Source organism: Caproicibacter sp. BJN0012, from assembly GCF_035986805.1.
Taxonomy (GTDB): Bacteria; Bacillota; Clostridia; order Oscillospirales; family Acutalibacteraceae; genus Caproicibacter.
The window spans coordinates 228,218-251,064 of sequence record NZ_CP142518.1; the positions used below are offsets into that span (position 1 = coordinate 228,218).

General features: G+C 55.8%; 23 protein-coding genes and 1 other RNA gene. 8 read left to right on the forward strand and 16 right to left on the reverse strand.

Annotated features, from left to right (window positions below; translation table 11 throughout):
- Positions 1-8: 8 nt before the first annotated feature.
- The gene (gene ytvI, locus VA597_RS01130) at positions 9-1,139 is read right to left on the reverse strand and encodes a sporulation integral membrane protein YtvI (RefSeq protein ID WP_128741219.1); all 1,131 of its coding nucleotides are present in this window, start codon (positions 1,137-1,139) and stop codon (positions 9-11) included.
- A gap of 121 nt (positions 1,140-1,260) precedes the next feature.
- On the reverse strand, positions 1,261-1,518 hold the full coding sequence (locus VA597_RS01135; RefSeq protein ID WP_321173055.1) for a helix-turn-helix domain-containing protein: 258 nt from the start codon (positions 1,516-1,518) through the stop codon (positions 1,261-1,263).
- Positions 1,519-2,078: 560 nt separating this feature from the next.
- On the opposite strand from VA597_RS01135, the gene VA597_RS01140 reads away from it, so the two are divergent.
- The 3 genes from VA597_RS01140 to VA597_RS01150 all read left to right on the forward strand — a co-directional run bounded on the left by VA597_RS01140 (position 2,079) and on the right by VA597_RS01150 (position 4,633).
- Complete coding sequence (locus VA597_RS01140) at positions 2,079-3,512, forward strand: nicotinate phosphoribosyltransferase (protein ID WP_128744194.1); 1,434 nt, start codon at positions 2,079-2,081, stop codon at positions 3,510-3,512.
- A gap of 38 nt (positions 3,513-3,550) precedes the next feature.
- Positions 3,551-3,896: RNase P RNA component class A (gene rnpB, locus VA597_RS01145), an RNA gene on the forward strand.
- A gap of 158 nt (positions 3,897-4,054) precedes the next feature.
- The gene (locus tag VA597_RS01150) at positions 4,055-4,633 is read left to right on the forward strand and encodes a DNA-3-methyladenine glycosylase I (RefSeq protein WP_128741220.1); all 579 of its coding nucleotides are present in this window, start codon (positions 4,055-4,057) and stop codon (positions 4,631-4,633) included.
- A gap of 85 nt (positions 4,634-4,718) precedes the next feature.
- Here the strand turns inward: VA597_RS01150 and VA597_RS01155 are convergent, their stop codons facing one another.
- Both VA597_RS01155 and VA597_RS01160 read right to left on the reverse strand, forming a co-directional pair.
- A complete protein-coding gene (locus VA597_RS01155) occupies positions 4,719-6,497 on the reverse strand; it encodes an NADH-dependent [FeFe] hydrogenase, group A6 (RefSeq protein WP_128741221.1) in 1,779 nt (592 codons plus the stop codon).
- Complete coding sequence (locus VA597_RS01160; protein ID WP_128741222.1) at positions 6,491-8,326, reverse strand: NAD(P)-binding protein; 1,836 nt, start codon at positions 8,324-8,326, stop codon at positions 6,491-6,493. Before VA597_RS01160 ends, VA597_RS01155 begins: the two co-directional genes overlap by 7 nt.
- A gap of 269 nt (positions 8,327-8,595) precedes the next feature.
- Here VA597_RS01160 and VA597_RS01165 point away from each other — a divergent pair, with 269 nt between their 5' ends.
- Positions 8,596-9,636, forward strand: coding sequence for an agmatine deiminase family protein (locus VA597_RS01165; protein WP_128741223.1), 1,041 nt, complete (start codon positions 8,596-8,598; stop codon positions 9,634-9,636).
- Positions 9,633-10,511 (forward strand): N-carbamoylputrescine amidase, encoded by an 879-nt coding sequence (aguB, locus tag VA597_RS01170; RefSeq protein WP_128741224.1) that lies wholly within the window; start codon positions 9,633-9,635, stop codon positions 10,509-10,511. The genes VA597_RS01165 and aguB overlap by 4 nt, the downstream gene beginning before the upstream one ends.
- 54 nt (positions 10,512-10,565) lie before the next feature.
- Here aguB and VA597_RS01175 read toward each other — a convergent pair whose 3' ends face one another.
- Together VA597_RS01175 and VA597_RS01180 are read right to left on the reverse strand one after the other, a co-directional pair.
- A complete protein-coding gene (locus VA597_RS01175) occupies positions 10,566-11,366 on the reverse strand; it encodes an IclR family transcriptional regulator (protein ID WP_128741225.1) in 801 nt (266 codons plus the stop codon).
- Positions 11,366-12,322: a 2-hydroxyacid dehydrogenase gene (locus VA597_RS01180; protein ID WP_128741226.1), complete on the reverse strand. Its 957-nt coding sequence runs from the start codon at positions 12,320-12,322 to the stop codon at positions 11,366-11,368. The genes VA597_RS01175 and VA597_RS01180 overlap by 1 nt, the downstream gene beginning before the upstream one ends.
- 208 nt (positions 12,323-12,530) lie before the next feature.
- Between VA597_RS01180 and VA597_RS01185 the strand changes: the two genes are divergently transcribed.
- Positions 12,531-12,707, forward strand: a complete 177-nt coding sequence (locus tag VA597_RS01185) for a hypothetical protein (protein ID WP_164918907.1) — start codon at positions 12,531-12,533, stop codon at positions 12,705-12,707.
- Positions 12,708-12,820: 113 nt separating this feature from the next.
- Here VA597_RS01185 and dapB read toward each other — a convergent pair whose 3' ends face one another.
- The 9 genes from dapB to VA597_RS01230 all read right to left on the reverse strand — a co-directional run bounded on the left by dapB (position 12,821) and on the right by VA597_RS01230 (position 19,138).
- The gene (gene dapB, locus VA597_RS01190) at positions 12,821-13,648 is read right to left on the reverse strand and encodes a 4-hydroxy-tetrahydrodipicolinate reductase (protein ID WP_326974943.1); all 828 of its coding nucleotides are present in this window, start codon (positions 13,646-13,648) and stop codon (positions 12,821-12,823) included.
- A 299-nt stretch (positions 13,649-13,947) separates the two neighbouring features.
- A complete protein-coding gene (locus tag VA597_RS01195; protein ID WP_128741228.1) occupies positions 13,948-14,631 on the reverse strand; it encodes a hypothetical protein in 684 nt (227 codons plus the stop codon).
- Positions 14,632-14,648: 17 nt separating this feature from the next.
- Positions 14,649-15,086, reverse strand: coding sequence for a hypothetical protein (locus VA597_RS01200; RefSeq protein WP_128741229.1), 438 nt, complete (start codon positions 15,084-15,086; stop codon positions 14,649-14,651).
- A 78-nt stretch (positions 15,087-15,164) separates the two neighbouring features.
- Positions 15,165-15,809 carry a hypothetical protein gene (locus VA597_RS01205; RefSeq protein ID WP_128741230.1) on the reverse strand — a complete coding sequence of 215 codons (645 nt, stop codon included), beginning with the start codon at positions 15,807-15,809 and terminating at the stop codon, positions 15,165-15,167.
- A 321-nt stretch (positions 15,810-16,130) separates the two neighbouring features.
- Positions 16,131-16,568 (reverse strand): hypothetical protein, encoded by a 438-nt coding sequence (locus tag VA597_RS01210; RefSeq protein ID WP_128741231.1) that lies wholly within the window; start codon positions 16,566-16,568, stop codon positions 16,131-16,133.
- 100 nt (positions 16,569-16,668) lie between these two features.
- Positions 16,669-17,385 carry a DUF4367 domain-containing protein gene (locus tag VA597_RS01215; protein ID WP_128741232.1) on the reverse strand — a complete coding sequence of 239 codons (717 nt, stop codon included), beginning with the start codon at positions 17,383-17,385 and terminating at the stop codon, positions 16,669-16,671.
- Positions 17,378-17,914 (reverse strand): RNA polymerase sigma factor, encoded by a 537-nt coding sequence (locus VA597_RS01220; RefSeq protein ID WP_243112577.1) that lies wholly within the window; start codon positions 17,912-17,914, stop codon positions 17,378-17,380. The genes VA597_RS01215 and VA597_RS01220 overlap by 8 nt, the downstream gene beginning before the upstream one ends.
- A gap of 147 nt (positions 17,915-18,061) precedes the next feature.
- Entirely contained in the window at positions 18,062-18,691 is a 630-nt protein-coding gene (locus VA597_RS01225; RefSeq protein WP_128741234.1) for a TrkA C-terminal domain-containing protein, read from the reverse strand.
- 147 nt (positions 18,692-18,838) lie between these two features.
- Entirely contained in the window at positions 18,839-19,138 is a 300-nt protein-coding gene (locus VA597_RS01230; protein WP_128741235.1) for a DUF3892 domain-containing protein, read from the reverse strand.
- A 229-nt stretch (positions 19,139-19,367) separates the two neighbouring features.
- Between VA597_RS01230 and VA597_RS01235 the strand changes: the two genes are divergently transcribed.
- Both VA597_RS01235 and VA597_RS01240 read left to right on the forward strand, forming a co-directional pair.
- Positions 19,368-19,877, forward strand: a complete 510-nt coding sequence (locus VA597_RS01235) for a flavin reductase family protein (RefSeq protein WP_128741236.1) — start codon at positions 19,368-19,370, stop codon at positions 19,875-19,877.
- Entirely contained in the window at positions 19,874-21,301 is a 1,428-nt protein-coding gene (locus VA597_RS01240) for a hypothetical protein (RefSeq protein WP_326974944.1), read from the forward strand. Before VA597_RS01235 ends, VA597_RS01240 begins: the two co-directional genes overlap by 4 nt.
- A gap of 52 nt (positions 21,302-21,353) precedes the next feature.
- On the opposite strand, the gene VA597_RS01245 is transcribed toward VA597_RS01240, so the two are convergent.
- Positions 21,354-22,523, reverse strand: a complete 1,170-nt coding sequence (locus VA597_RS01245) for a leucine-rich repeat domain-containing protein (protein ID WP_128741238.1) — start codon at positions 22,521-22,523, stop codon at positions 21,354-21,356.
- Between the last annotated feature and the right edge of the window lie 324 nt (positions 22,524-22,847).

Sequence of the window (22,847 nt, forward strand, 5' to 3'; positions counted from 1 at the left end):
CCAGTGTATCACGGTTTCGTCCGGCTGTCAAGCGGAGGCTGTTTGGCGCCGGAGGAACTTTCGCGGTGCTCGAACAGGGTGGGAAGCTTTCCGGATTTTGTCAGCGTCTGGTACAGAATCATCAGCAGCGGAATATAGATCAGAATCCAGAAATTTTTGGCGACCAGGGCGAAATAGATGGCGGCCAGCATCGAAAGAGGGTGGATATCGATGGAGGACGAGACGATTTTCGGCTCGATGATCTGCCGGATGGCGGTGATGATCAGCCAGCACACAAGAAGGGCGCCGGCCGTGAAATAGTTGCCTGTGAAAAGGTAGAAGCAGGAAATTGGAATGTAGATCGTCCCAGGGCCGAGGACCGGCAGGATATCCGCGATGCCGGTGATTAGGCTGAATACGAGGGGATACGGCACGCCGAGCACGATAAAAACAATGAGTGTCTCCACAAACGTGATAAAATAGATCAGGAGATAGGAACCGATGTATTTTCCGCTGAGGCTGCGCCCGTTGCGGGAGTAATTGCGAAGGTCGTCCGCGCCGCCGGCCGTGAAAAGCCCAAGCAGCGAATTCTTGATTTTCCGCATGTCTTTGGAAAAAAAGTAAGTGGAAAAGATCATGACGATGAACATGGTGAAAATGGCGGGAAGGGAGGTTAGAAAGCCGAGGACGGCGCTGAGCGTTTTGGTCGCGAGGGAAAGGCCCGTCTGCGCCAGGTTCAGCATCTTCTCCTGGTTCTGCTGAAGGAATCCCGCGTCAAAATGATTGATGGCGTCGTTGAACTGCTGGATCAGGGAGCTGAACGGCGAGGTCAGAGGGCCCAGGTCCGACGGTTTCAGGGTGGAGATATAGGCGATCAGATTGCTGATTTCACGGATCAGCCACAATCCGATCAGGAACAGCAGGCCGAACAGGACCGCGTAGACCGCGAGAGTCGCCACCGCCGCGGCCGCGGTCTGGTGGAAATGAAGCCTGCGGCGCAGGCACTCGATCAGCGGCTGGGCCAGCAGGGCCAGCAGAAAGCCGGCGAGAAACGGAAAGGTGTATTTCAGTGTTGCCGCGAACAGAAGAAACCCGGCGGTATAACAGACCAGAAACACCAAAAGAGGCCTGATCCGGATCAGCTGGTGCTTGTCGAACAACGAAAAACCCCCTTGTCAATTGAATCGGAATAGAGTATATTCATTATAACGTACAAAAGCGGAAAAAGAAAGAAAAAAAGGGCGTTCCGCACCGGGCTGCGGAACGCTCTCACACCGGAACTTATTTTTCCCTGCCCAAAAGCCAATCCACAGAAACATTGAGGATATTGGCAAGCGCCGAAAGCTCGAAATCCGTCACATAACGAATCTGTCCTTCCAGTTTGGACAGGCCGGAAGCATTCATGTCGACTCCGTTGACCTGAAGCTGAGCCAAAAGCTCTTTTTGCTTCATACCCTGATTTTTGCGTGCCATTTCGACGCGCGCACCCACCAAGTTGCGGGTTCCAAGTGCTTGTTTGCGCAATCTCAATTCGTTCATCTCCTCGTAGCATATTTTGGTTTTGCATACACTTCTTTTTCACAAGACTGTGTTTGCCGGCAGGATTCGGCAAAACAGTTCTTTTCCGGGACCGAATCTACCAATTTTACCGACAGTGCTTAGTATAATATCTTTTTGTTATTATTGCAATAAAAAATGGATTTTTTTCACCTGATTCGCCATATTATTAGAAAAAGTTTATAATTTAGACTAAGTGCCAAAATACAATATTATTTTACCAGGGCATGATAAAATTATTCTTTATTAGGAACTTAAATTTGAGCTTTGCTTTGACTGGCCGGACACCGCAGAACGAACGGCCGTAAGTTCCGGCCATTTCCTGCTTACTGTCCTGCGGACGGCAGCCGGCCCGGCCGCAGGGGACCGGACGGACCCATGCCGCCGCTAAGCCTGTGACACGCCGCTGTGCGATTGTCTCAAGCTTTCGTGTCAATCTATAATATGTCGGCCTGAGGATTGGAAGTCACAGTAATTTTTGAATCATAATTTCGGGGGATGTTTTTTTGGAAAAGAACAGTGAAAAAAGTAAGAACCTGACCATGCTGACCGATTTTTACGAGATCACCATGGCGAACGGGTATTTCACGAACGGGTACCGGAACACCATTGTCTATTTTGACATGTTCTTCCGTGAAATACCGGACAGCGGAGGGTACGCCATTATGGCGGGCGTTCAGCAGCTTGTGGATTACCTGAAGAACCTGAAATTCACGCCGGAGGATATCGACTATCTCCACAACTGCAAAATCTTTAATGAGGAGTTTATCCGCTACCTGGAGAATTTCCGCTTCTGCTGCGACGTCTGGTCGGTGCCCGAGGGAATGCCGATCTTCCCCGGCGAGCCGATCCTCACCGTGCGCGGGCCGGTGATCCAGGCCCAGTTCATTGAGACCATGATCCTGCTGACCATCAATCACCAGAGCCTGATCGCGACAAAGGCGAACCGCATCTGCCGCGCGGCGGAGGGCAGGCCGGTCATGGAGTTCGGGTCCCGGCGCGCGCAGGGCGCCGACGGCGCGATCCTGGGGGCGCGCGCCGCTTACATCGGCGGCTGCTGCGGCACGGCCTGCACCATCTGCGACCGGGAATACAGCGTTCCGGCCCTCGGCACGATGGCGCACAGCTGGATCCAGCTCTTTGACACGGAGCTCGACGCGTTCCGCGCCTATGCGCGGGAATACCCGCAGAGCTGCACGCTGCTGGTCGACACCTACAATGTTCTCAAATCGGGCGTTCCCCACGCGATCCAGGTGTTCCGGGAGGAGATTCTGCCGCGCGGCTTCCGGCCCGCCGGCATCCGCATCGACAGCGGCGACATCACCTATCTTTCCAAGCGGGCCAGAAAGATGCTGGACGAAGCCGGCTTTCCGGACTGCAAAATCTGCGCCTCCAACTCGCTGGACGAATATATCATCCGGGATATGCTGATCCAGGGGGCGAAGGTGGACAGCTTCGGCGTCGGCGAACGCATGATCACTTCGTCCAGCCATCCGGTGTTCGGCGGGGTGTACAAGCTCAGCGGGGTGGAAAACAGGGACGGCGGCGTCACGCCGAAAATCAAAATCAGTGAAAATGTGTCGAAAATCACCACCCCGGGTTTCAAAAGGCTCTGGCGCCTTTACGACCGCGCGAGCGGCAAGGCGCTCGCGGATGTCATCACTCTTTCCGACGAGGTGATCGACGACACGCGCCCCTATGAAATTTTCGACCCGGATTTTGTCTGGAAGCGCAAGACTCTCCGGAATTTCAGGGCGGAGGACATCCGCGTTCAGCTGTTCCGGAACGGGAACAGCCTCACGGAAAAGCAGTCCCTGAAGGCTCTCCAGTCCTTCTGCTCCCGGCAGGTGGATACGCTCTGGGACGAGGTCAAGCGGTTTGAAAATCCCCACCGCTATTACGTCGATCTGTCCCGCAAGCTGTGGGATGTGAAGAGCAGGCTGATTTCCGAATATTCCTTCGAGCCGGACGCTTGACATTTTCAGCGGAATCGTTTAAAATACACAGTACTATGCGAGCAGGCCGGGCAGCCGCGGGCGCAGCGCGAAAGCGCGCGTGCGAGGAAAGTCCGAGCTCCACAGGGCGGAATAACGGCTAACGGCCGCCGGGGGCGACCCCAGGGAAAGTGCAACAGAAAGAAACCGCCGCATTTGCGGTAAGGATGGAAAGGCGGGGCAAGAGCCCACCAGCGCGCGGGAGACCGCGCGGCTCTGCAAACCCTATTCGGAGCAACACCGCAGAGGGACGTTGCGCGCCGGCCCGGCGCGTCCCGAGAAGGTGGCATCGAGCCGCGGTGGCGACACCCGGCCAAGATAGATGGCTGCTTAAGACAGAACTCGGCTTACAGGCCTGGTCGCATTCTTAAACACTGAAACCCCGCTGTTTTAGCGGGGTTTTTGTTGCTTCGGCGGTCTTCGGCCCGCGGCGTCGGGAAAAATACCGCCTTTTTATTGACACATATGTTCGATTGTGATATCATATCGCGTAGGATGGATGGAACGGAAAGGGGGATTGCGGCATGACGCGCTGCGGCTGGTGCGAATCGGACGATCTGTACCGCGCCTATCACGACGAGGAATGGGGAGTTCCCGTCCACGACGACCGGAAGCACTTTGAATTTCTGGTGCTGGAATCCGCTCAGGCGGGGCTGAGCTGGATCACCATCCTGCGCAAGCGGGAGGCTTACCGGACTGCGTTCGACGGGTTCGACCCGGAAAAGATCGCCGCCTACGGCGAGGATAAACTATTGGAACTGATGAAGAATCCCGGCATCATCCGGAACCGCAGAAAAATAGAATCTGCGGTGAACAACGCCCGCCGGTTTCTGGAAGTACAGAGGGAATTCGGAAGCTTCGACCGGTACATCTGGAATTTTGTCGGGGGAAAGCCGGTGGTCGGGCACTACGGGACGCTCGATGAAATTCCGGCGAAAACGGAGCTTTCAGAGGCCGTCAGCCGGGATCTGAAAAAAAGGGGGTTCCAGTTTCTCGGTCCGGTTATCGTCTATTCCCACCTGCAGGCGACCGGGCTGGTCAACGACCACCTGGATTCCTGCTTTCGGAAAAACTGTTCGGAACCGGCGGCAAAGCCGGGATGAACCGCGCGGGAGGCCTCTGCGGCGGAATATTAAGAAGGGGCGCGGGAGAGTTTCTCCCGCGCCCCTATTTTTCTGCGAGCCTCTTTTACCAGTCGGTCCGGTCCGGCGCGTCCGTTCCCCGGTCAGCCGGAAGAGGGGACAGCGGCATCTCCCAAAGCTGATGGTCCGTATGCAGCAGTTCGTGAGCCCGGTGCGACAGCGGTTTTTCCATGTAATCCCGGTACAGGCGCAGAACGGCCGGATTCTCATGGGAAAAACGGACCGCGTTGTTCCGGTCGAGACCGTAAAGGTTCTTCGCGCGCTCGCCGGCGGGTTCTTCCCCCTCCCGGATCGGCTGCCCGCCGCCGCCGGAACAGCCTCCGGGACAGGCCATGACCTCTACAAAGTCATAGCGGGCCCTGCCGCGCAGGACCGCTTCCACCAGCCGCCTCGTGTTCCCGAGACCGCTGACGACCGCGACCCGGAGCGGCGTGCCGTTCAGCTCGAAGGAGGCTTCCTTCCAGCCGTCCATCCCCCGAACCCCGCGGAACGCGTCCGGGTCCGGATTTTCCCCGGTGACCAGATAATACGCGCTGCGGAGCGCGGCTTCCATCACCCCGCCGGTCGCGCCGAAGATCACGCCCGCGCCGGAACCGGCTCCGAGCGGAGCGTCGAATTCCTCTTCTTCGAGCTCGTTTGCCCGGATGTGTTCCGCGCGGATCATGCGGTCCACCTCGCGCGTGGTCAGGACCACGTCCACATCCCGCTCCGTCCCCGCGCTGTTCATGGAGGGAAGGGCGGCCTCGTGTTTCTTTGCGATGCAGGGCATGATGGAGACGCAGCAGATGCGCTCCGGTTCCACATTCAGAAGCTTCGCGTAATAGCTTTTCGCAACCGCCCCAAACATCTGCTGCGGGGATTTCGCCGTCGAAAGCTGCCGGACAAGCTCCGGATACTGCGACTTGACAAACCGGACCCAGCCGGGGCAGCAGGAGGTAAACATCGGCAGGGGATTGTCCCCGCGCGTTTTCAGCCGTTCCAGAAATTCGCTGCCTTCCTCCATGATGGTCAGGTCGGCGCTGAAGGTGGTGTCGAAAATATAGTCGAAGCCCATATTCCGCAACGCGGCGACGAGCCGTTTGACGGTCGCCCGTTCCCGCGGCAGGCCCAGCGACTCGCCCCATGCCGTCCGCACGGCCGGGGCGATCTGCACGACCGTGACCATGTCCGGGTCCGCCAGCGCGGCGAACGCCTTCTCCGTATCGTCCCGCTCCCGCAGCGCGCCGACCGGGCAGTGCGTGATGCACTGTCCGCACAGCGCGCAGTCAGAATCCTCGATGCGGCGGTTGTAGGAAACGTCGACCGTCGTGCGGGACCCGGTGTTCGCGACGTCCCAGATCCCCATGCTCTGGATCCGGTCGCACACCTGGATGCAGCGCATGCATTTGATGCATTTGGAGAAATCCCGGATGAGGGGGAAATCCTTGTTCCACGGGGAATAAGGCAGCTCGCGCCGGTACGGCAGCTCCAGAATTCCCAGGTCGTTCGCCATGGCCTGCAGACTGCAGTTGCCGCTGCGCGCGCAGGTGGCGCAGTAGCAGTCGTGCTGGGAGAGGATCAGCTCCACATTGGTACGGCGCGCCTCCCGCACGCGGGGGCTGTTGGTGCGGATGACCATGCCCTCTTTTACCCTGTTGTTGCAGGCGGTCACCAGGCGGTCGGTTCCCTCCAGCTCCACCACGCAGACGCGGCAGGCCCCGATTTCGTTGATTCCCTTCAGATAGCACAGGGTGGGGATCGCAGCTCCGGCCGCGGAGGCGGCCGTCAGAATCGTGGCCCCTTCCTCCGCCTGAAAGGGAGTTCCGTTGATTGTGATATTTACCATTTCGCGATTCTTCCTCCCTTGAAAATCCCGTAGCCGAAGTGGTCGCAGCGCAGGCAGCGCGACGCTTCCTGCATGGCTTCCTCACTGGTCATGCCGTGTTCGATCGGCTCAAAGTCGCACGTCCTCTCCCCGGCGGGACGGAGCGTCATGTTCACCCTGCCGCAGGGGGGCCGGTCGCTGAGGTTCGGCTGGGGGATCTCCACCCCCGCCGTGATTTCGTGGTTGAATCCGAGATAGTTGTCGATGTTCGCCGCGGCGACCTTTCCGGCGGCAATCGCGCGGATCACGGTGGCGGGTCCGCTGGCGCAGTCGCCGCCCGCGAACAGATTGGCGACGTTTTCCACCTTGGCGCTGTTCTTTGCCTGGATGGCTCCGCGGCTGACCGGAACGCCGAACTCCGCGAACGGTTCGTACTCAATGCTCTGCCCGATGGCGACCACGATCAGGTCGCAGGGAAAGCGCAGCTCTCCAACGTCCGCGTTCCTCGGGGACGGGCGTCCGGCGGAATCCACTTTGCCGATGATCTGCGGCTTGAGCCACAGCGCGCAGGCGTTTCCGTTTTCATCCGCCTCTATGCGCGACGGGGCGTGCAGGCTCAGCACCTCGCATCCTTCCGCAAGGGCTCCCTCGACCTCCTCGGGCAGGGCGGTCATATCCTCCTGCCGGCGGCGGTACATGATCCCCACGCGGGAGGCCCCCAGACGCACGGCGGACCGGGCCACGTCCATCGCCACGTTTCCGCCGCCGATGACGGCGACGTTCCGGCCGCTGAAATCAGGATTGCGGCCGTTGCCGATTTCGCGCAGCATTTCGACAGCGGAAACGACCCCTCGGCTTTCCTCGCCCGGAATGCCCAGCTTTTTGTCGGAATGCGCGCCGATGGCGATGTAAACCGCGTCATATTGGCGCGTCAGCTCGGCGATCGGCAGACCGCGGCCCACTTCCACGCCTGTTTTCAGTTTCACGCCCGCCGACAGGATCGCGCCGATGTCCTGCTGAAGCATTTCGCGCGGCAGCCGGTAGCTGGGGATGCCGTAGCGGAGCATGCCGCCAGGCAGCGGCTGCTTTTCATAGACCGTGACGGAGTGACCCATCAGGGAAAGGTAATATGCCGCGCTGAGTCCGCCCGGCCCGGCGCCGACGACGGCGACCCGCTTTCCGGTGGAGTCGGCGCGCGCCGGCACGGGGACTTCTCCCGCATGGTCGGCCGCGTAGCGTTTCAGCCCCCGGATGTTGATGGAATCGTCGATCATGTTTCTGCGGCAGCGCGCCTCGCACGGATGCTCGCAGACGTATCCGCAGGATGCCGGAAACGGATTGTCCTTTCGGATCAGGCGGATTGCGTCCGCGCTTCTTCCTTCCGCCACCAGCGCGATATAGCCCGGGATATCCACCCCGGCCGGGCACAGCGCGACGCACGGCACGGGCTGGTTCAGGCTGCAGGTGCACCGGCCGTTCACGATATGCTCCACATAGTCCTCGCGAAAGCCGCGGACGCCGCGCAGCACCATTCCCGCCGCCTCCCAGCCGATCGCGCAGTCGGCGGTAGAGACGATCACGCGGGCGGTTTTTTCAATCAGGTCCAGCGTCCGCAGCGTTGCCCGGTGTTCCAGCACGTCTTCCAGAAGGGTTTCCAGCTGCGCCAGCCCAACGCGGCAGGGAACGCATTTTCCGCACGTCTGCGCCCGGCACAGTTTCAGAAAGGAAGCCGCCAGATCCACCGGGCAAAGCCCGGGCGGGCTTGCCACGATCCGGCGCTCCAGATCGCGGTAAAGTCCCTCCACCGCCGTCTGGGCTTTATCCGGCGTCGCTATCACCAGTCTGCTCAAAATTATTTCCCTCCAATTTTCCCCATCAATCCAAAAGCTCTAATTTGTTAAAAATGTAACGATTAATCCCGCGAATTTTTGTCAAAAAAATATCAAAGAATGTTTTAATTATAACGAATATCCCCAAAGATGTAAAGTATCGCAAAGAATTTTGTAACAAATCCAGGCATGCTAATTCTTCCATTTTCCCTGCGCGGACACGCGCCTGATGATTTTAAATCCGGGACATGATATAATTAAGGATCAGAAAGGGACAGGAGGAGATCGGAATGGCGGGAACAAGAAGAATGCCGGCGGAATGGGAACCGCACGAAAGGACGCTGATCCAGTGGCCGGTGCGCCGGTCGCTGATTCATCCGGAGAACAATGAGGAGGTCTGCGCCGGTTATGCGGCCGCGGCGCGGGCAGTCGCGGAGTTCGAACCGGTCACGGTCGTCGCGGCGGAGGACACCGCAGGGCGGGCCGAACGTCTCTGCGGCGGCAGGGCGGAAATCTTTACCGCGCCCCACAGCGACGCCTGGGTGCGGGACAGCGGCCCGACCGTCGTACTGGAAGAGGACGGCGCGCGGCTCGGCGTCCGCTGGCGCTTTAACGCCTGGGGCGGAAAATACGCTCCCTGCGAACCGGACCATGAGGCGGCGCGCGCCGTGCTGAAGCATTTGGGAATCCCGCGCGCGGACGCCCCGATCGTCCTGGAGGGCGGTTCGATCCACACGGACGGCGAGCGGACTCTTCTGACCACCGAACAATGCCTGCTCAATCCGAACCGGAACCCGGACCTCAGCCGCGAAATGATCGGGGAAACGCTGCGGGAATTTCTCGGCGTAAAGAAAGTGATCTGGCTGAATCGGGGCCTCGCGGGCGATGAGACGGACGGGCACGTGGACAATATCGCTTGCTTTGCCCGGCCCGGCACAGTCCTTTTACAGGTCTGCGACGATCCGGAAGACGAAAACTGTGAAATCACGGGGGAAAACCGTAAAATTTTAAATACCGCGCGGGATGCGGCGGGGCGCCCTCTGCAAGTGATCGAGATTCCCCAGCCGCCTGTGCGCTGCTTTGACGGGACCCGCCTGACGCTCAGCTACCTCAACTTCTATCTGGTCAACGGAGGGGTGGTTCTGCCCGTGTTCGGCGGGGATGCCAGGAAAACGGACGAGGCCGCGGTAAAGATCCTTCAGGAGGTTTTTCCGGATCGCAGAATCCGGACGGTGGACGGGATCCCGCTTGTGCGGGAAGGCGGGAATATCCACTGCATTACGCAGCAGATCCCGGCGGCGGGATCTGGCGGAGAGGAGAAGGCGGAATGAGAAATGTGACGGTGGCTGCGGTGCAGATGAGTTGCGGCGAATCCCCGGAAGAAAACCGGGACAGGGCGGAACGGATGGTGCGCCGCGCCGCGGAGCGGGGCGCGAACATCGTCTTGCTGCAGGAACTGTTTGAAACGCCCTATTTCTGTCAGTGCGAGGACGCGGCGGTGTACGGCTGGGCTGCGGAAACGGAGCGGAACCCCGCCGTGCGGCGTTTCCGCGCGGTTGCAAAGGAGCTTGGCGTGGTGCTTCCGGTCAGCTTCTATGAAAAGAAAAACAATGCCCGGTTCAACTCCGCCGCGATGATCGACGCGGACGGGAGCCTGCTCGGCGTCTACCGGAAAAGCCACATCCCGGATGGGCCGGGTTATGAGGAAAAGTTCTATTTCAGCCCCGGAGACACGGGATTTAAAGTCTGGGATACAAAATTTGGGCGCATCGGCGTCGGCATCTGCTGGGACCAGTGGTTCCCGGAGGCCGCCCGGTGCATGGCCCTTCTCGGCGCGGAGCTGCTTCTTTACCCGACCGCGATCGGTTCGGAACCGGAGGCCCCGGAGGTCGATTCCAAAGATCACTGGCAGCGGTGCATGGTCGGGCACGCGGCCTGTAATCTGGTGCCGGTCGCCGCCGCGAACCGGATCGGGAGGGAAACCTTCGGGTCCTCTTCCATCGAATTTTACGGCTCCTCTTTCATCGCCGGGCCGACCGGGGAAATCCTTGCGCAGGCTGGCCGCACGGAAGAGGCGGTTCTGACCGCAAAATTCGACCTGGACGCGCTCGAGGCGCAGCGGGCCGAGTGGGGCGTGTTCCGCGACCGCAGGCCGGAGCTTTACCGCCCGCTTCTGACGCTGGACGGCACGGGCGGAAGGGAATAATAAAAAACAGGGGGCGCGGCGAAAGCCGCGCCCCCTGTTGAAAATAATCGCGCCCTATTTTGCTTCCGAATATCCGAGAATGCCGGAAATCTCGTCGGCGGCCGCCTTGATGGCCGGCGCGTAATGCCGCACGAATTCGTCGCTGATGTGGAACACGGTGCCCGTCACGCTCAGCCCCGCCGCGATCTTCCCGGTGAAATCGCGCACGGGGAACGCGACGCACCGCGCCCCGATCTCGCATTCCTCGTTGTCGAACGTATAGCCCCTGCTGCGGGCCTGTCCCAGCGCGTCCAGGACGGCCTTAGGTTCCGTCAGCGTGTTTTTTGTGAAGCGCGTGAGCGTCTGTTCCCGAAAAAAGCGGTCGAGCTCTTCCGGCGAGCGGTTGAGCAGCAGCAGCTTGCCGACCCCGGTGCAGTGCAGCGGCGAACTGCTCCCGATCCTCTGGAGCGAGCGGACCAGATGGTCCGGCCCGTCCACCACCTCGACGTAAACCGCGCGGTTTTCCTGCTCGACGGCAAGACATACGGATTCCCCGCACCGCCGCGCCAGAGTTTCCATTACCGGCCTGGCGATCCGGTTGAGGGGACTCGCGTCGCGGATCTGCCCGGCCAGGCGGCACAGCCGGAAAGTGAGAAAATATTTCTGGCTCTCCGGGTCCTGCCGGACATAGCCCAGCTTCATCAGCGTGCGCAAAAAGCGGATCGCCGTGCTGGGAGGACAGCCGGTCAGTTCCGCCAGCCGCCTCAGCTGCACAGGCTCGCGGCAGGACGCCATCGTCTCCAGAATGAGGAAGACCTTTTCCACGGACTGGTTTTTTCCCGATGAGCCGTTGCGCTCAGAGAGTTCCTTTTTCATCAGATTTTGCAGAGATTTTCCGGTCTGCCGGCGAGGAAGGCCGTCACGTTGCCGAATTCGATCTTCGCTCGGCGCAGCATCGATTCCTCCGAGGCGAACGCGACGTGGGGCGTGAGAAGGACGTTCTTCGCGTGCAGCAGCGGGTAATCCTCCGGGATCGGCGGCTCCATGTCGAAGACGTCGATGCCCGCGCCCGCGATTTTTCCGCTGTTCAGCGCTTCGGCCAGCGCCTCGTTGTCCACGATCGCGCCGCGCGCGCAGTTGAGAAAGACGGCCCCCGGCCTCATTTGGCTGAACTGCTCTTTTCCGAAGGATTTTCTGGTTTCGGCGTTCAGCGGAAGATGAAGCGATACGATATCGCTGTTCCGCAGCAGTTCGCCGAGCCCGACAAACCGGATGCCGGCGGCTTTCGCCTCCTCCGACTCGTGGCGCGCACAGCCGAGCAGCTTTGCGCCGAACGCCCCGAACAACTGGGCCGTGCGGATCCCGATGCGTCCGGTGCCGACGATGCCTACCGTGCGTCCGCAGATTTCACGCCCGGTCAGCCCGGCCGAGGTTTTGCCGGTTCTGGCCGCCTGGTCCGCCGGGAGGATGTGGCGCAGGACGCCGACCGCCAGGCCGACCGCCAGTTCCGCAACGGTCTCGTTCGAGTATCCGGCGCAGTTGCAGACGGCGACGCCCTTCTTTTTGCAGGCCGCGAGGCCCACATGGTCGATTCCCGTGAAGGCTACGGCAAGCATCTTCAGCCTTTCGGCGGATTCCACCACTTCGTCGGGATACGGGTTGTTCGCGATCATCACGATGTCGGAGTCTTTGGACCGCTCCGCCAGCTCTTTTTTGTCGGTCGTCTTTTTGTCGTAGCAGACGAATTCATGTCCGGCCTTCGTCAGCTCCGAGGACAGCCCGCGGATTACGCTCTCCGGCACGCCAAGGGGTTCCAGCAAACTGATTTTCATGGTAGTCTCTTCCTTTTCATCCTTATTCGCCTTTGCAGTCAGACGTTTTAAGACCCCGCCGGTCTGATTGGATTCTGTTCCGCATACTGAAATTACATTCTGATATCTGCAATCATTGTAGCATGGCAGATTGATCCTGTCAATTTCCTTTCAGATCCGCGGTGCATATTTTCAAAAATCCTTCATAGAATACCAACGGGTGATGAAAATGGATTACTCTGGATACCATGAATTTCCTTTTCCCTCGAAACTGAGTGAAAACGAAGAGAAGCTGAAGACGTACTTTATGTCCCTGCCGGATGCGGAACAGCTGCGGCTGTTAAACGGGAGCCATTCCTATGAAGATTTTCGCGGCCGCGTCCAGAAAAGCATGCCCGCCGTATAAACGGTCCCCGGCCGCTTTTTGTTTTCTTCGTCCGAATCGGAACAGTCTTCGGCAAAAACCGCCGCCCCGGCCGTGCCGGGGAATTTTTTTTATCTTTTTTCCGGCAGCCGGCCCTATACCAGCGCGAAACGCCGGGGCGGATTTTCGGCGCTTCTGTTCAGGTAATCCGCCAGGATTCCGTCGAGGTTCATGGCGTCTTTCATTTCGTAAATCCCGGTTTTGTCCTGAATGAATTCCGCCGCATACAGCGCTCCCTCCGCGAACGCATCCCGCGAAAAACTCTGGTGCGAAATCTCGACCATGTCGTTCTTGCCGACCAGCATGACTTTGTGGCAGCCGACGATCCCGCCGGCACGCACGGAAGCGATGGGGACTTCGAGTTTTTCGCCGGGGGGCGAGGTTTCGCGAAGGCGGTCCGCAAGCTTTGCGGCGGTCCCCGATGGGATATCCGCCTTGCGGTTGTGGTGCATCTCAATGATTTCGACGTCGTAGCCGGTCAGGATCCGCGATGCAAGCTCGGTCAGGAACATCAGCGTGCTGACGCCGCGCGTGATGTTCGGTGCGTAGATCAGTCCGGCGCCGTACCGGTCCGCGAGCGCATAAAGCTCCGCTTCCTCCGCCTTGGAAAATCCCGTGGTCCCCATCACGACGCGGACGTTCAGGGAAAAGAATGCTTCCGCGTTCGCCAGCGCGGCGGACGGCGTGGAGAAATCAAGAACAAGATCCGGCCGGGTATTAAAAACGCAGGATTCGATCCGGTCGGAGGGGTAAACCTGAATGCCGGCGCTGCGGCAGCCGACGACTTCTCCGAGGTCCCGCCCGGCTTTGACGCTTCCGGGACTGCAGATCGCGGAGACGGGCTTTGCCTGATCTCCGGCAAGCAGATATCTGGCGATTTGGCTGCCGGCCCGCCCCAGCCCGGAGATACATACCTTCATCATTCCAAACGCTCCTTTCAAATTCAACAATTCCATTAAAAGTTGCAGGTTGTCTGAAAAAATCCAACAGTTCTCTCTTTTTGAAGCGATCGGGAAGAGAAGCCTGTTATTAACATGAATTACAAAAATTTACAAACAACTTTTTTATGAATGGTAAGTTGTCAATTGATATTATACGGGGATTGGTTTGAATTGTCAAATGAAAAAATTTCCATGATTTTGAAAAAACATTAAGATAGTCAAAATACATAGAAGCGGAGCGGGTAAATTTACCGCGCTCCGCCAGGATTGAACTCAAAAAATTACTCCGGAGTACCGGTCATCGTAATCCGTTTGTTTTTCGCAAAAGTGAGATCGTCAAATGTAAGATATGTTCCAATAACGTCATAATTTGATGAAAATGTTACGCTGTATTTATCTGACGACACAGACGATTCCGTCGAAATATTATCTGTCCTGACGTTTAACTCGGTAAGGTTTTCAAAGTCCATCGTATCATAATCAAACGACAAGGTTGGATCAGAGCATCCTGTAATTTTACCGGTAGTGAAATTATAGGTAAATGATGCGCTTAATGTTACAAAGCATTTTATTTTTATTTTGTCATCGTATACGGAAGACTTTGCAGACGCAATATAACTGTCTTCTTTTGAAATATGTCTGGTTGTAAATGCGTTAGGAACCCCCAAATTTGCTGCTTTGGTAATTGTGGTTTTAGAGAAACAGGATACGTTTTTTAAGGTATAAGATTCAATAGAATTATAATCTGAGGATTGATAGCTTTTGATGTTGTCGAGATAAAATGCATTACTGATGTCATCGCCGTTTTTATTGATAACAGCGTAAGAATTAGTTTCAGCAAAATAATCATTCATTAAAGATCCAAAGTTCTTTGTAGTTGACTTTGGTATTGCCGCAAAGACGGAAGTTCGTACAACTATTAAAGTGAAAAGACAAAAAATTGTAGATATCAATATTTTTTTCATTATAAATCCTCCAAATTCTAAATTGGTCGAATCTTTCTCCATATAATTTGAGAACCTTCCAGGAGGAAAAGCCAAATTACCGTGAAAGCAAGGCGAGCAGCGTAATCCAATAGAACAACAGACAGGTAGGGTTGAAAGGCAAAATGGATTAGCATGGAAAATATCAATGGACAGAATGTTCCGAGGGCGGCGTAGTGAAAGGCAATGAATTCGTGGACAATCAGCCAGCCGATATAACAGAGGAAAAGGAAGAAGAGTACCCGCCATCCCACTTCGCCGATTTGGTTGAGCCTTCCAAGCAAATGCATTTTTTGATAAATGCTTTTTGGCATGGATTTGTCGGCATATGGTTGCCCCATCGCAATAGACCACGTGCGGACCCACTGTGTCATGAATTCAACCAAAGCAAGTAAAATGGCGGCGACTGAAAACACAACGATTTGTTTCTTTTTCATTTGTTCTTCCCCCTTCAATTCAAGATAGTTATTCAGGAGTTCCTTCCAACTCGTCATAAACATGGCCGTAATCGTAAATTACCCCGTATGAAGTTCCTTTGACATCGAAACTACCTGTAAAGGTAACTGTGTATTTATCTGAAGATAAATGAGCTCCAGTAGACGTATTCTCGGTATACACACTCCATAACCGGTATTTTGAAAATCAACATGGAGCTTTGGGCTTGAGTATTCGGAGATTTTTCCGGTATTAGCATTGTAAACATAAGTACCAGTAATTGTATCCCAAACTTCAACAAATCGGTCACCTATATCAGCTGTTAGGGGGTGATAAAAGATATCAGAAATCGTTTTCTTCACAAATGATGAATTTGGTGAGGCACTACTATCGAATTTTTTAATTTCAGTATGCTTGCAAACAGAACTTACTTTATCACAAACAAATATTTCTATTGCTTTGAAATCTGATGAATGATAGTAATTTAAATTATTCTTATAGAAACTTTCGTTGATATCATTTCCTGTTCTATCCAAAACGCTAAAAGAGCTGTGATTCTTGAAATAATCTGTAAAAAAATCAATAAACCTTGTCGAAGGATTTGGGATTTTTATATTATCTATGGAAATTCTATTTTTTTCCGCAGCAAATGCCGGGGCGCAGGCCGTTATGGACAACGCGAAAACCAGAAGCAAACTGATTGATTTCTTCCAAGTCCTTAGCATTTTTCTACCTCCTAAGTTTTTAAGTAAATAGGTGTACAAAAAGGTGGTTGCTAGGGGAATAGTGTCATCTTTTTTTATGACCCATCGGTGTCATCCTCTTTCATATATGCACATTGAAATCGGTATGTATGGGATATGTAAATTTCCCCTTCTGCTTACATACCGTTTAAGAAGCCTGATTTGTTACACTTTTTTAAAAATTTTTATAAAATAATTTTTATAACCAAAATGGCACCGGCGGTTTTTAAGCCGCCGGTGCATGAGTGTATGTAAGAGAAATGAACGACTCTTATAATCAGATAAAAGATGGAAGGATAAAGATTATCCGCAATAGTCGCTGTCGGATTCAGTGATGTATTCCACGGTCCCGTTCCGGTACACCTGTGCGTTGATTTCGAAAATATAAGTGTATCCGCTGGAGACGTAATATGATTTATCAAAGTAGAAATTTGCTCCGCTTGCGCTCAGGCCCGTCCAGGCTTTGACCGTCGTCGTCCCGTTGCTGTTGACCCGTTTCAGCAGCGCGGTGGCGGTGATCTTGGATGTGCCGTCCTTTCCATGAATCGTAGATGTGCACTCAGCACGGTCGCCGTAGAAATTGACATTTGCAGTCGCAATATCTGTGTTCGTCCACATAATATGGATTCCCGAATCCGTTGTAGATGTGGTTGCTTTTGTTTTTTCCGAAGCGAATGCCGGAACTCCCGCCGAGAATACCATGGAAACAGCCAGAATCAGCGCGAAGATTTTCTTTTTCATAATGATTCTCCTTTTCTTTTATTTTTGGCTTCCTATAGTATTACCGTTTGAGACCCCCGATTTGTTACACTTTTTTCTAAAAAATTTTTAAAAATTTTTCCTATTCCATGCTTTCCGCTATTTTGACCAGTTCTTCAGGAGCAATTTTGGAACTTAATAAAAAACTTCTGGAATCATAGCTCCAGATCAAATAGGATTTATCATCAGGGGAATTGGCGATAAACAAAGATGCATTTTCGCCTTGAATTTTAATTTCTTTCCGTGTGGTATGTTCCGTATCGATCCCGGTATTTCCCCCTTCCGGCATTGGATATTGCCGCAAAAGGATGGTGTCGCCCTGAGTGTTTTGGTAGGTGACTTCGGTTTCAGAGCCGGTTTCCACCGTCCCCGCTTCAAAAAAGCCCTCCGGCAAATATTTGGGCTTTACGGCGGCAACGCCGGAAGACGGCTCGGAAGAGGAGTTTCCACCCTCCTGATAATGGATGTCGATATGGTCGGATTTCCAGTCCATGAAAGCGTTGAAAATGGCGTTCCGCGTGGCTTCGACGCTCAGAAGGCTCCCGAGGGCGACCGGGATGATGACGGCGAGAAGGACGGCGACCCGCTTTGCCGTTTTCCCGGCACGCCGGGCGATGGAACGGCGATAACTTTGATGGATTGCCTTTTCGATTTTGCTTTTGGCGGCGGGGGAAAGCTCGCAGCCGTCCGTCAAATCCTTTTCCGAAGGCAGGTCCCGCAGTTCCCTTTCAAAATCCTCGTTGACTGCCGCTTTCAGCATGGCTTCGAAAATCTGACGATTCAGTTCTGATCTATTCATGGCGGTTCCCACCTTCCTTCAGCGCGCGCAGCAGGGCCGTCTTTGCCCTGTGGACCCGGACCCTGACATTCTCCTTTGAGATGTTCAGAAGCCGGGCGATTTCGTCGTCGGAATATTCATAAACATATTTCAGCTTTAAAATATGACTCGATTTTTCGTTCAGCCCGGAAAGAGCCTCCACCAGCGTTTTGTAATTTTCCGCCGACAGCAGGGATTCATAAGGAAAATCTTCGGAGCCCGAGGGCAAATCGAATTCTTCCAGGTCGACCGGCCTCTGGCGCGCATCGGCCCGGAGCATGTCATAGCAGATGTCTTTCACTAATATACCGATGAGACCCCTCGTTTTGTTACAGTCTTCGAAAGAAAATTTCTGAAGTTTGTCAATAATCCTGAGAAAAGCCTGCGAAACGGCGTCCTCGGCTTTGCTCTGATCTTTCAAAATTCCGATGGCTATGTACATCATTGTTTTGTAATTTTGCCGATATAGCCGCTCCACCGCATCGCGGTCCGTTTCATTCTGGATTGTCATGCATAACAACATGGCTTTCTCTGCCTTTCTTCGGCATTATTATACCATCTTCGCGAAATATTTTTAAAAATTCTGATAAAAATCCCCGCGTCACGGAAATGCGGGACGCGGGGGAAAAACCGTATTGAACAAAAAAAAGAACGCTTCTCAGGAAATGCCGTTGACGAAAGCGTTGAACCGTTCGATCACGTTTTCATCGCCGACGATCAGCACCCGGTCCGACTCGCAGAATTCGTAATAGGGACCCGGCGAAAGGATGATGTCCTTCTGCTGCACCACGCCGATGATCGTCGCGCCGGTATTATGCCAGATCTCCAATTCCCCGATGCTTTTCCCGATGAGCGGGGATTGGCGGGGAAGGGGGATTTCCACCGGCGTGATCAGATCGGACCGCTTGTAGCGGTACATGTCGATGATCTGTTTGGTCAGGGTCAGAATTTCCTCGTCCATGCTGTTGCGCTTTTCCATCAGCTGGGCGAGCTTCAGGCGCAGATCGGCGACGCGCTCGTCATCCTTGAAGCTTTTGACGAACTTGATCGCGTTTTCCTTGGATAAGATCACGATTCCGCTGCCCAGCAGAATTTTCAGCACGCTTTTATCGGATAGGATGGACGTGGACCGCCGGATTGTTTCGGGCGAAACGTTATATTCCGTCGCCAGTGTGGACCGCCCCTTCAGGCGGGAGCCTTCCGGAATTTCACCCGACGCGATCCGGGCCGCCAGGTCCATTGCAATTTTCAAATATCTCGGTATGGTGTAGCTTTCCCAACCCGCCATGTTTCTCAGTCCTCCGTTTGGGTCCGGTTGATCCGCGATCCGGCTGTGCAACTGGAACCAAGACCGATTATAGCATGATTCCGCCCGGCGGGCAAATGATTTTTCATATTGCCGGAAAAACAGTCCGTTCTTGAATGGGCGGGGCCTTTATTGAGAGACGGTCGGCAGGCTTCCAAGGTTGTTGTCCTCCGAGCCGTCCGGAAGGGAACGCAGGTATTCGGTGCCTTTTTTCACGGCGACCGCGACGCCGCGGATCTGGTTCTCCCTGGTCATCCGCACGCCTTCCTCCCGGGTGATCTTTCGCCCGTCGGAAAGCTGGTACCCGGTGATTTTGCCGGAAGACTTGACCAACCCCGTAATGGAGAGCGCGTCCGCCTTCGGGTCCGGCGTGAATTCATTGATGGATTTCGGCAGCGGCCCGCCGCCTTCCATGTGGTCCTGTGCCATATGCAAACCTCCTTTTTTGGTACTGCTATTTTGTGCGGAAGCGGTGCGGTTTATTCCCGGCGGCGGAATTGCGTGCGGGCCGTTTCGGAGGGCATCTTGAAATTGCGGAGGAAAACCTTTACAATTGGGATATAATATCTATATAAAGAAAAGCAGCATCGCTGCGGTCCTGTCCGCTTTGAAAAGCCGTTCAAAGCGGCGCGTTCAGAATGAGAAGGAGGTATTTTCAATGTCCGATTTTCAGGAAATCCCGGTTTCACAGCTTTCGTTCAACCCGTTCACCATGATCGACAAGGAATGGATGCTGGTTTCCGCCGGCAGCGAGGAAAAGTGCAACACCATGACCGCCAGCTGGGGCGGGCTCGGCATCCTGTGGAACAAGCCGGTTTCCACCATTTATATCCGCCCGACCCGCTATACGCTGGAGTTTTTGGACCGGGAGCCCCGCTATTCGCTCTGCGTGCTCGACGAATCCCACCGCGCGGCGCTCAACTACTGCGGCAGCCACTCCGGGCGCGACGGCGACAAGATCAAGGCGGCGGGACTGACCCCGCTGTTCCAGGAAGCAGCCCCGTATTTCGCCGAGGCAAAGCTGGTCTTTCTCTGCCGCAAGCTCTATCAGCAGAATATGGACCCCGCTTGTTTCCTCGATCCGGCGATCGACAAGGCCAATTATCCGAAAAAAGACTACCACAGAATGTTCATCGGCGAAATTGAAAAAGTCCTGAAAAGGGTGTGACCTTGTCCGCCCTGAAAAAAGGTTTCCCGCTGAAACGGCTCTGGACGGCGCTGCTTTGCGCCGCGCTGGCGGTCCTTTCCCCGGCGGAGGCTTCCGCAAACTCCGGGCCCGTCCGGATGCAGGCTTCCCCGTCCTTTGCCGTTACCCCGCTTTCGGATTGCCCTGTGGCCGTGACGGGGGAAGACCTTTCTTTCGATTTTTCCTCACAGGAGAGAAGCGATTACAGCCCGCTGGCAAAAGCCTCCGCCCGCTATGAGATGAAGAATCCGTCTTCCGGCGCGCTGAACGTGCAGATGGCGTTCCCGATGATCGCAAGCCTTTCCGATCTGTCCCGGATGCAGGGAATCGGGATCCGGTCGGACGGCAAAGACCTGCCGTTCCGATTTTCCATCGGAGAGGAGCAGTCGGTCGATTCGCGCCCCCGCGCGTACTTTTCGGACGACGGGACGCTGGATTCGGCGGTTCTGCCCTCTTTCGGGGAGATTTTAAAAAGCGCGTCCAAGCCTTCCGGGACTCCGGAAGCGTTAAAGGGTCAGGGAACGCTGTACCGCTTTTCCTGCGCCGGTCTCGTCCGCCTGAAAGTCGGCCTGAAGGAGATGGGACAGAACGCCGCGGTCCTGACGACAGGCGTGAACGGTTATTCCCGGACGGATTCCGGCATCCTGCTGGACGGCATGTGCGAACCGGGGGCCGGCATGTCCGTTCTCGCGGTGGGGGATGTTTCCAGGCCGGACGTGAAAACCTACACGGAAAACGGGGAAAAGGAACTCGACGCCGAGGTGCGGACCACGGCGACAGAGCAGGACGCGGCCTCTTTCCTGCGGGAAAAGCTGAAAAACACCGAAGCCTATCGGGCGTATCCGACGGAGGAATTCCTATCCGAGCTGACCGCCGCGGCGCTGCGGGCCGCGGGAGACATCGCAAAGCAGGGAATCGCGTTCGGGGACGGGGAGCTGTACGACTTTCTGGCGAAGCAGCGGATTCTTCTGCTGACCTATGAGGTCCCGTTCCCCGCCGGAGGCGCGCGGCAGGTCTCTGTCCAATATCCGGTGAGCGGCGAAATGAACGCGGAAAAGACCGCTTCTCCGGTTTATTCCTACGGATACCTGCTTGATCCGGCGAAGAACTGGGCCAGATTCCAAAACCTGTCCGTCCGGGTCGTTCCGCCGAAGGAAGCGCCTTACGTGGTGAGGAGCAGCCTCCCCATGACCCGCTCGCAGGACGGCTCCTACACGGCAAAGTTCAATTCCCTGCCGGACGGCGACCTGACTTTTTCGCTTTATCCATCGGAAAAGCTCACGCCGAAGAACGGAGGATACCACACGGGACGCCATGTTCTTTTCCGGGCTTTCACGCTCGCGGCCGTGTGCCTTCTGTCATTCCTCTATTTCCGCTTCTTCCGCAGGCGAAAGAGAAAAACATAGAAAACCGGACGGCGTTTTCGCCGTCCGGTTTTCTGCGGTCCCGCTCCGATTTTTACGCCGCCTTTTGCTGCCGCACCTGTTCGGCCAGCCATTTTGCGCCGTCGATGACGGTATCGCCGTCCGAACCCGTTCTCTTTGCCGAAAGGAACGCCTCCGGCATTTTGGCTTTGAATTCGCTCTCCGTCAGGCGGTTGCCGCTGAAATCCACCCGATACGTTCCGTCGTCCTTCTCCGGGGAAAGATTGGTCCAGCCCCAGCTTTTGAAATCCGGCAGGGAGGAGAGCCGGTTGCCGGAAGCGTCCAGGCAGACCAGCCCCTTCCCGTTCGTCCCGTCTCCCTTGATTCCCTTGATAAAGTTCAGATCCGTCAGATCGTTGTCCGACAGATACAGCTGCGTGAGGAACGTTCCCGAAAGGCTTTGAACGCTTTCGATCCGGTTGTGGGAAAGGTCGAGGTAGAACACGCCGGTGTCGCAGCTTCCGATCTTTGCGATCCGGTTGTAGGAAAGATCGAGGACCTCGAACATGGTCCCGTTCAGCAGCGCGTCGACGTTCTCGACTTTGTTGTGGCTCAGGTTCAGATTTTTGATTCCCGCGTCTTTCAGCAGGCCGAGCGGCGAGACATCCGTGATCTCATTCCCCGAAAGGTCGAGCTGGTCGATCTGGATGCCCATTTTGCTCGAAAGCAGGATCGGGGCGGTCAGGGAGTACAGGTTATTCACCTTGTTTCCGTTCAGATACGCGCAGACCGGGTCCTCGCCGGTTTTTACCTTCAGGGCGCGCTTCACCAGCGGGGAAAGATCGGTGATCCGGTTGTTTTCCAGATGGATTTCGACGGCGTTCAGCCGGTCGATCCCCTGGACCGACCCGATCCCCTTTTTCTCCCAATGCGCGATGTAGGGCACGGACTGTGCCTCTTTGACCTGCAGCTTTCCATCCCCGTTTTCGTCCACGGGTGTCTTTCCATTTTCTTGGGGCGTTTTCAGAACCGCCTGGTAAAAGGCCTTGTCGGGGATTCCGTTCGCGTCGTTCGAGATGACCGAATCGGGGGATCCGGAGGAGGATGCCCCTCCGCTCTGCTGGCCGGAGGAAACAGGGACGGACGAGGACGATTCCTGCGCCGATGCGCTCGTGGAAATGGGCTGCTTGCCGCAGCCTGACGCCAAAACAAGAAAAAGAGCCGAAAAAACCATGGAAAAGCTGACGCGGACGATTGCTTTCATGGCGTGCGCCTCCTTGCAAAATCAGAAAAAGGCAGCGGTCCGGGCGCTCCGAAGCACCCGCCCGATGCCGGTTCGCCGGCCGGAACGCGGCTTGCTGCACCGATCTTTTAGATTACAACTGTTATCGCTTTTATCTGAAAACTTCCTCTCACATATACTTCGCACGTCCCGACCGGCGGGGGCGGCGTGATGCCGCACCCAACGGCCCGCCGTTCGGCGAACAGCAGAACAGTCGGCTGAGACGGGCGGGACGGAGGGAAGACACTCCCGTTTTTGGGAGATTCCTAGACCGTCCTGCGCCAAACTGAGCCTCCGGTTTTCGCC

What these genes read in the sequence shown, in the direction of transcription:
- VA597_RS01185 (WP_164918907.1), top strand. Translation starts at nt 12,531, where the DNA reads ATGGATTACTCTGGATACCATGAATTTCCTTTTCCCTCGAAACTGAGT.
- VA597_RS01150 (WP_128741220.1), top strand. Translation starts at nt 4,055, where the DNA reads ATGACGCGCTGCGGCTGGTGCGAATCGGACGATCTGTACCGCGCCTAT.
- aguB (WP_128741224.1), top strand. Translation starts at nt 9,633, where the DNA reads ATGAGAAATGTGACGGTGGCTGCGGTGCAGATGAGTTGCGGCGAATCC.
- VA597_RS01165 (WP_128741223.1), top strand. Translation starts at nt 8,596, where the DNA reads ATGGCGGGAACAAGAAGAATGCCGGCGGAATGGGAACCGCACGAAAGG.
- dapB (WP_326974943.1), bottom strand. Translation starts at nt 13,648, where the DNA reads ATGATGAAGGTATGTATCTCCGGGCTGGGGCGGGCCGGCAGCCAAATC.
- VA597_RS01200 (WP_128741229.1), bottom strand. Translation starts at nt 15,086, where the DNA reads ATGAAAAAGAAACAAATCGTTGTGTTTTCAGTCGCCGCCATTTTACTT.
- VA597_RS01245 (WP_128741238.1), bottom strand. Translation starts at nt 22,523, where the DNA reads ATGAAAGCAATCGTCCGCGTCAGCTTTTCCATGGTTTTTTCGGCTCTT.
- VA597_RS01180 (WP_128741226.1), bottom strand. Translation starts at nt 12,322, where the DNA reads ATGAAAATCAGTTTGCTGGAACCCCTTGGCGTGCCGGAGAGCGTAATC.
- VA597_RS01215 (WP_128741232.1), bottom strand. Translation starts at nt 17,385, where the DNA reads ATGAATAGATCAGAACTGAATCGTCAGATTTTCGAAGCCATGCTGAAA.
- VA597_RS01230 (WP_128741235.1), bottom strand. Translation starts at nt 19,138, where the DNA reads ATGGCACAGGACCACATGGAAGGCGGCGGGCCGCTGCCGAAATCCATC.
- VA597_RS01225 (WP_128741234.1), bottom strand. Translation starts at nt 18,691, where the DNA reads ATGGCGGGTTGGGAAAGCTACACCATACCGAGATATTTGAAAATTGCA.
- VA597_RS01235 (WP_128741236.1), top strand. Translation starts at nt 19,368, where the DNA reads ATGTCCGATTTTCAGGAAATCCCGGTTTCACAGCTTTCGTTCAACCCG.
- VA597_RS01205 (WP_128741230.1), bottom strand. Translation starts at nt 15,809, where the DNA reads ATGCTAAGGACTTGGAAGAAATCAATCAGTTTGCTTCTGGTTTTCGCG.
- VA597_RS01140 (WP_128744194.1), top strand. Translation starts at nt 2,079, where the DNA reads ATGCTGACCGATTTTTACGAGATCACCATGGCGAACGGGTATTTCACG.
- VA597_RS01135 (WP_321173055.1), bottom strand. Translation starts at nt 1,518, where the DNA reads ATGAACGAATTGAGATTGCGCAAACAAGCACTTGGAACCCGCAACTTG.
- VA597_RS01195 (WP_128741228.1), bottom strand. Translation starts at nt 14,631, where the DNA reads ATGAAAAAAATATTGATATCTACAATTTTTTGTCTTTTCACTTTAATA.
- VA597_RS01220 (WP_243112577.1), bottom strand. Translation starts at nt 17,914, where the DNA reads ATGACAATCCAGAATGAAACGGACCGCGATGCGGTGGAGCGGCTATAT.
- VA597_RS01155 (WP_128741221.1), bottom strand. Translation starts at nt 6,497, where the DNA reads ATGGTAAATATCACAATCAACGGAACTCCCTTTCAGGCGGAGGAAGGG.
- VA597_RS01175 (WP_128741225.1), bottom strand. Translation starts at nt 11,366, where the DNA reads ATGAAAAAGGAACTCTCTGAGCGCAACGGCTCATCGGGAAAAAACCAG.
- VA597_RS01210 (WP_128741231.1), bottom strand. Translation starts at nt 16,568, where the DNA reads ATGAAAAAGAAAATCTTCGCGCTGATTCTGGCTGTTTCCATGGTATTC.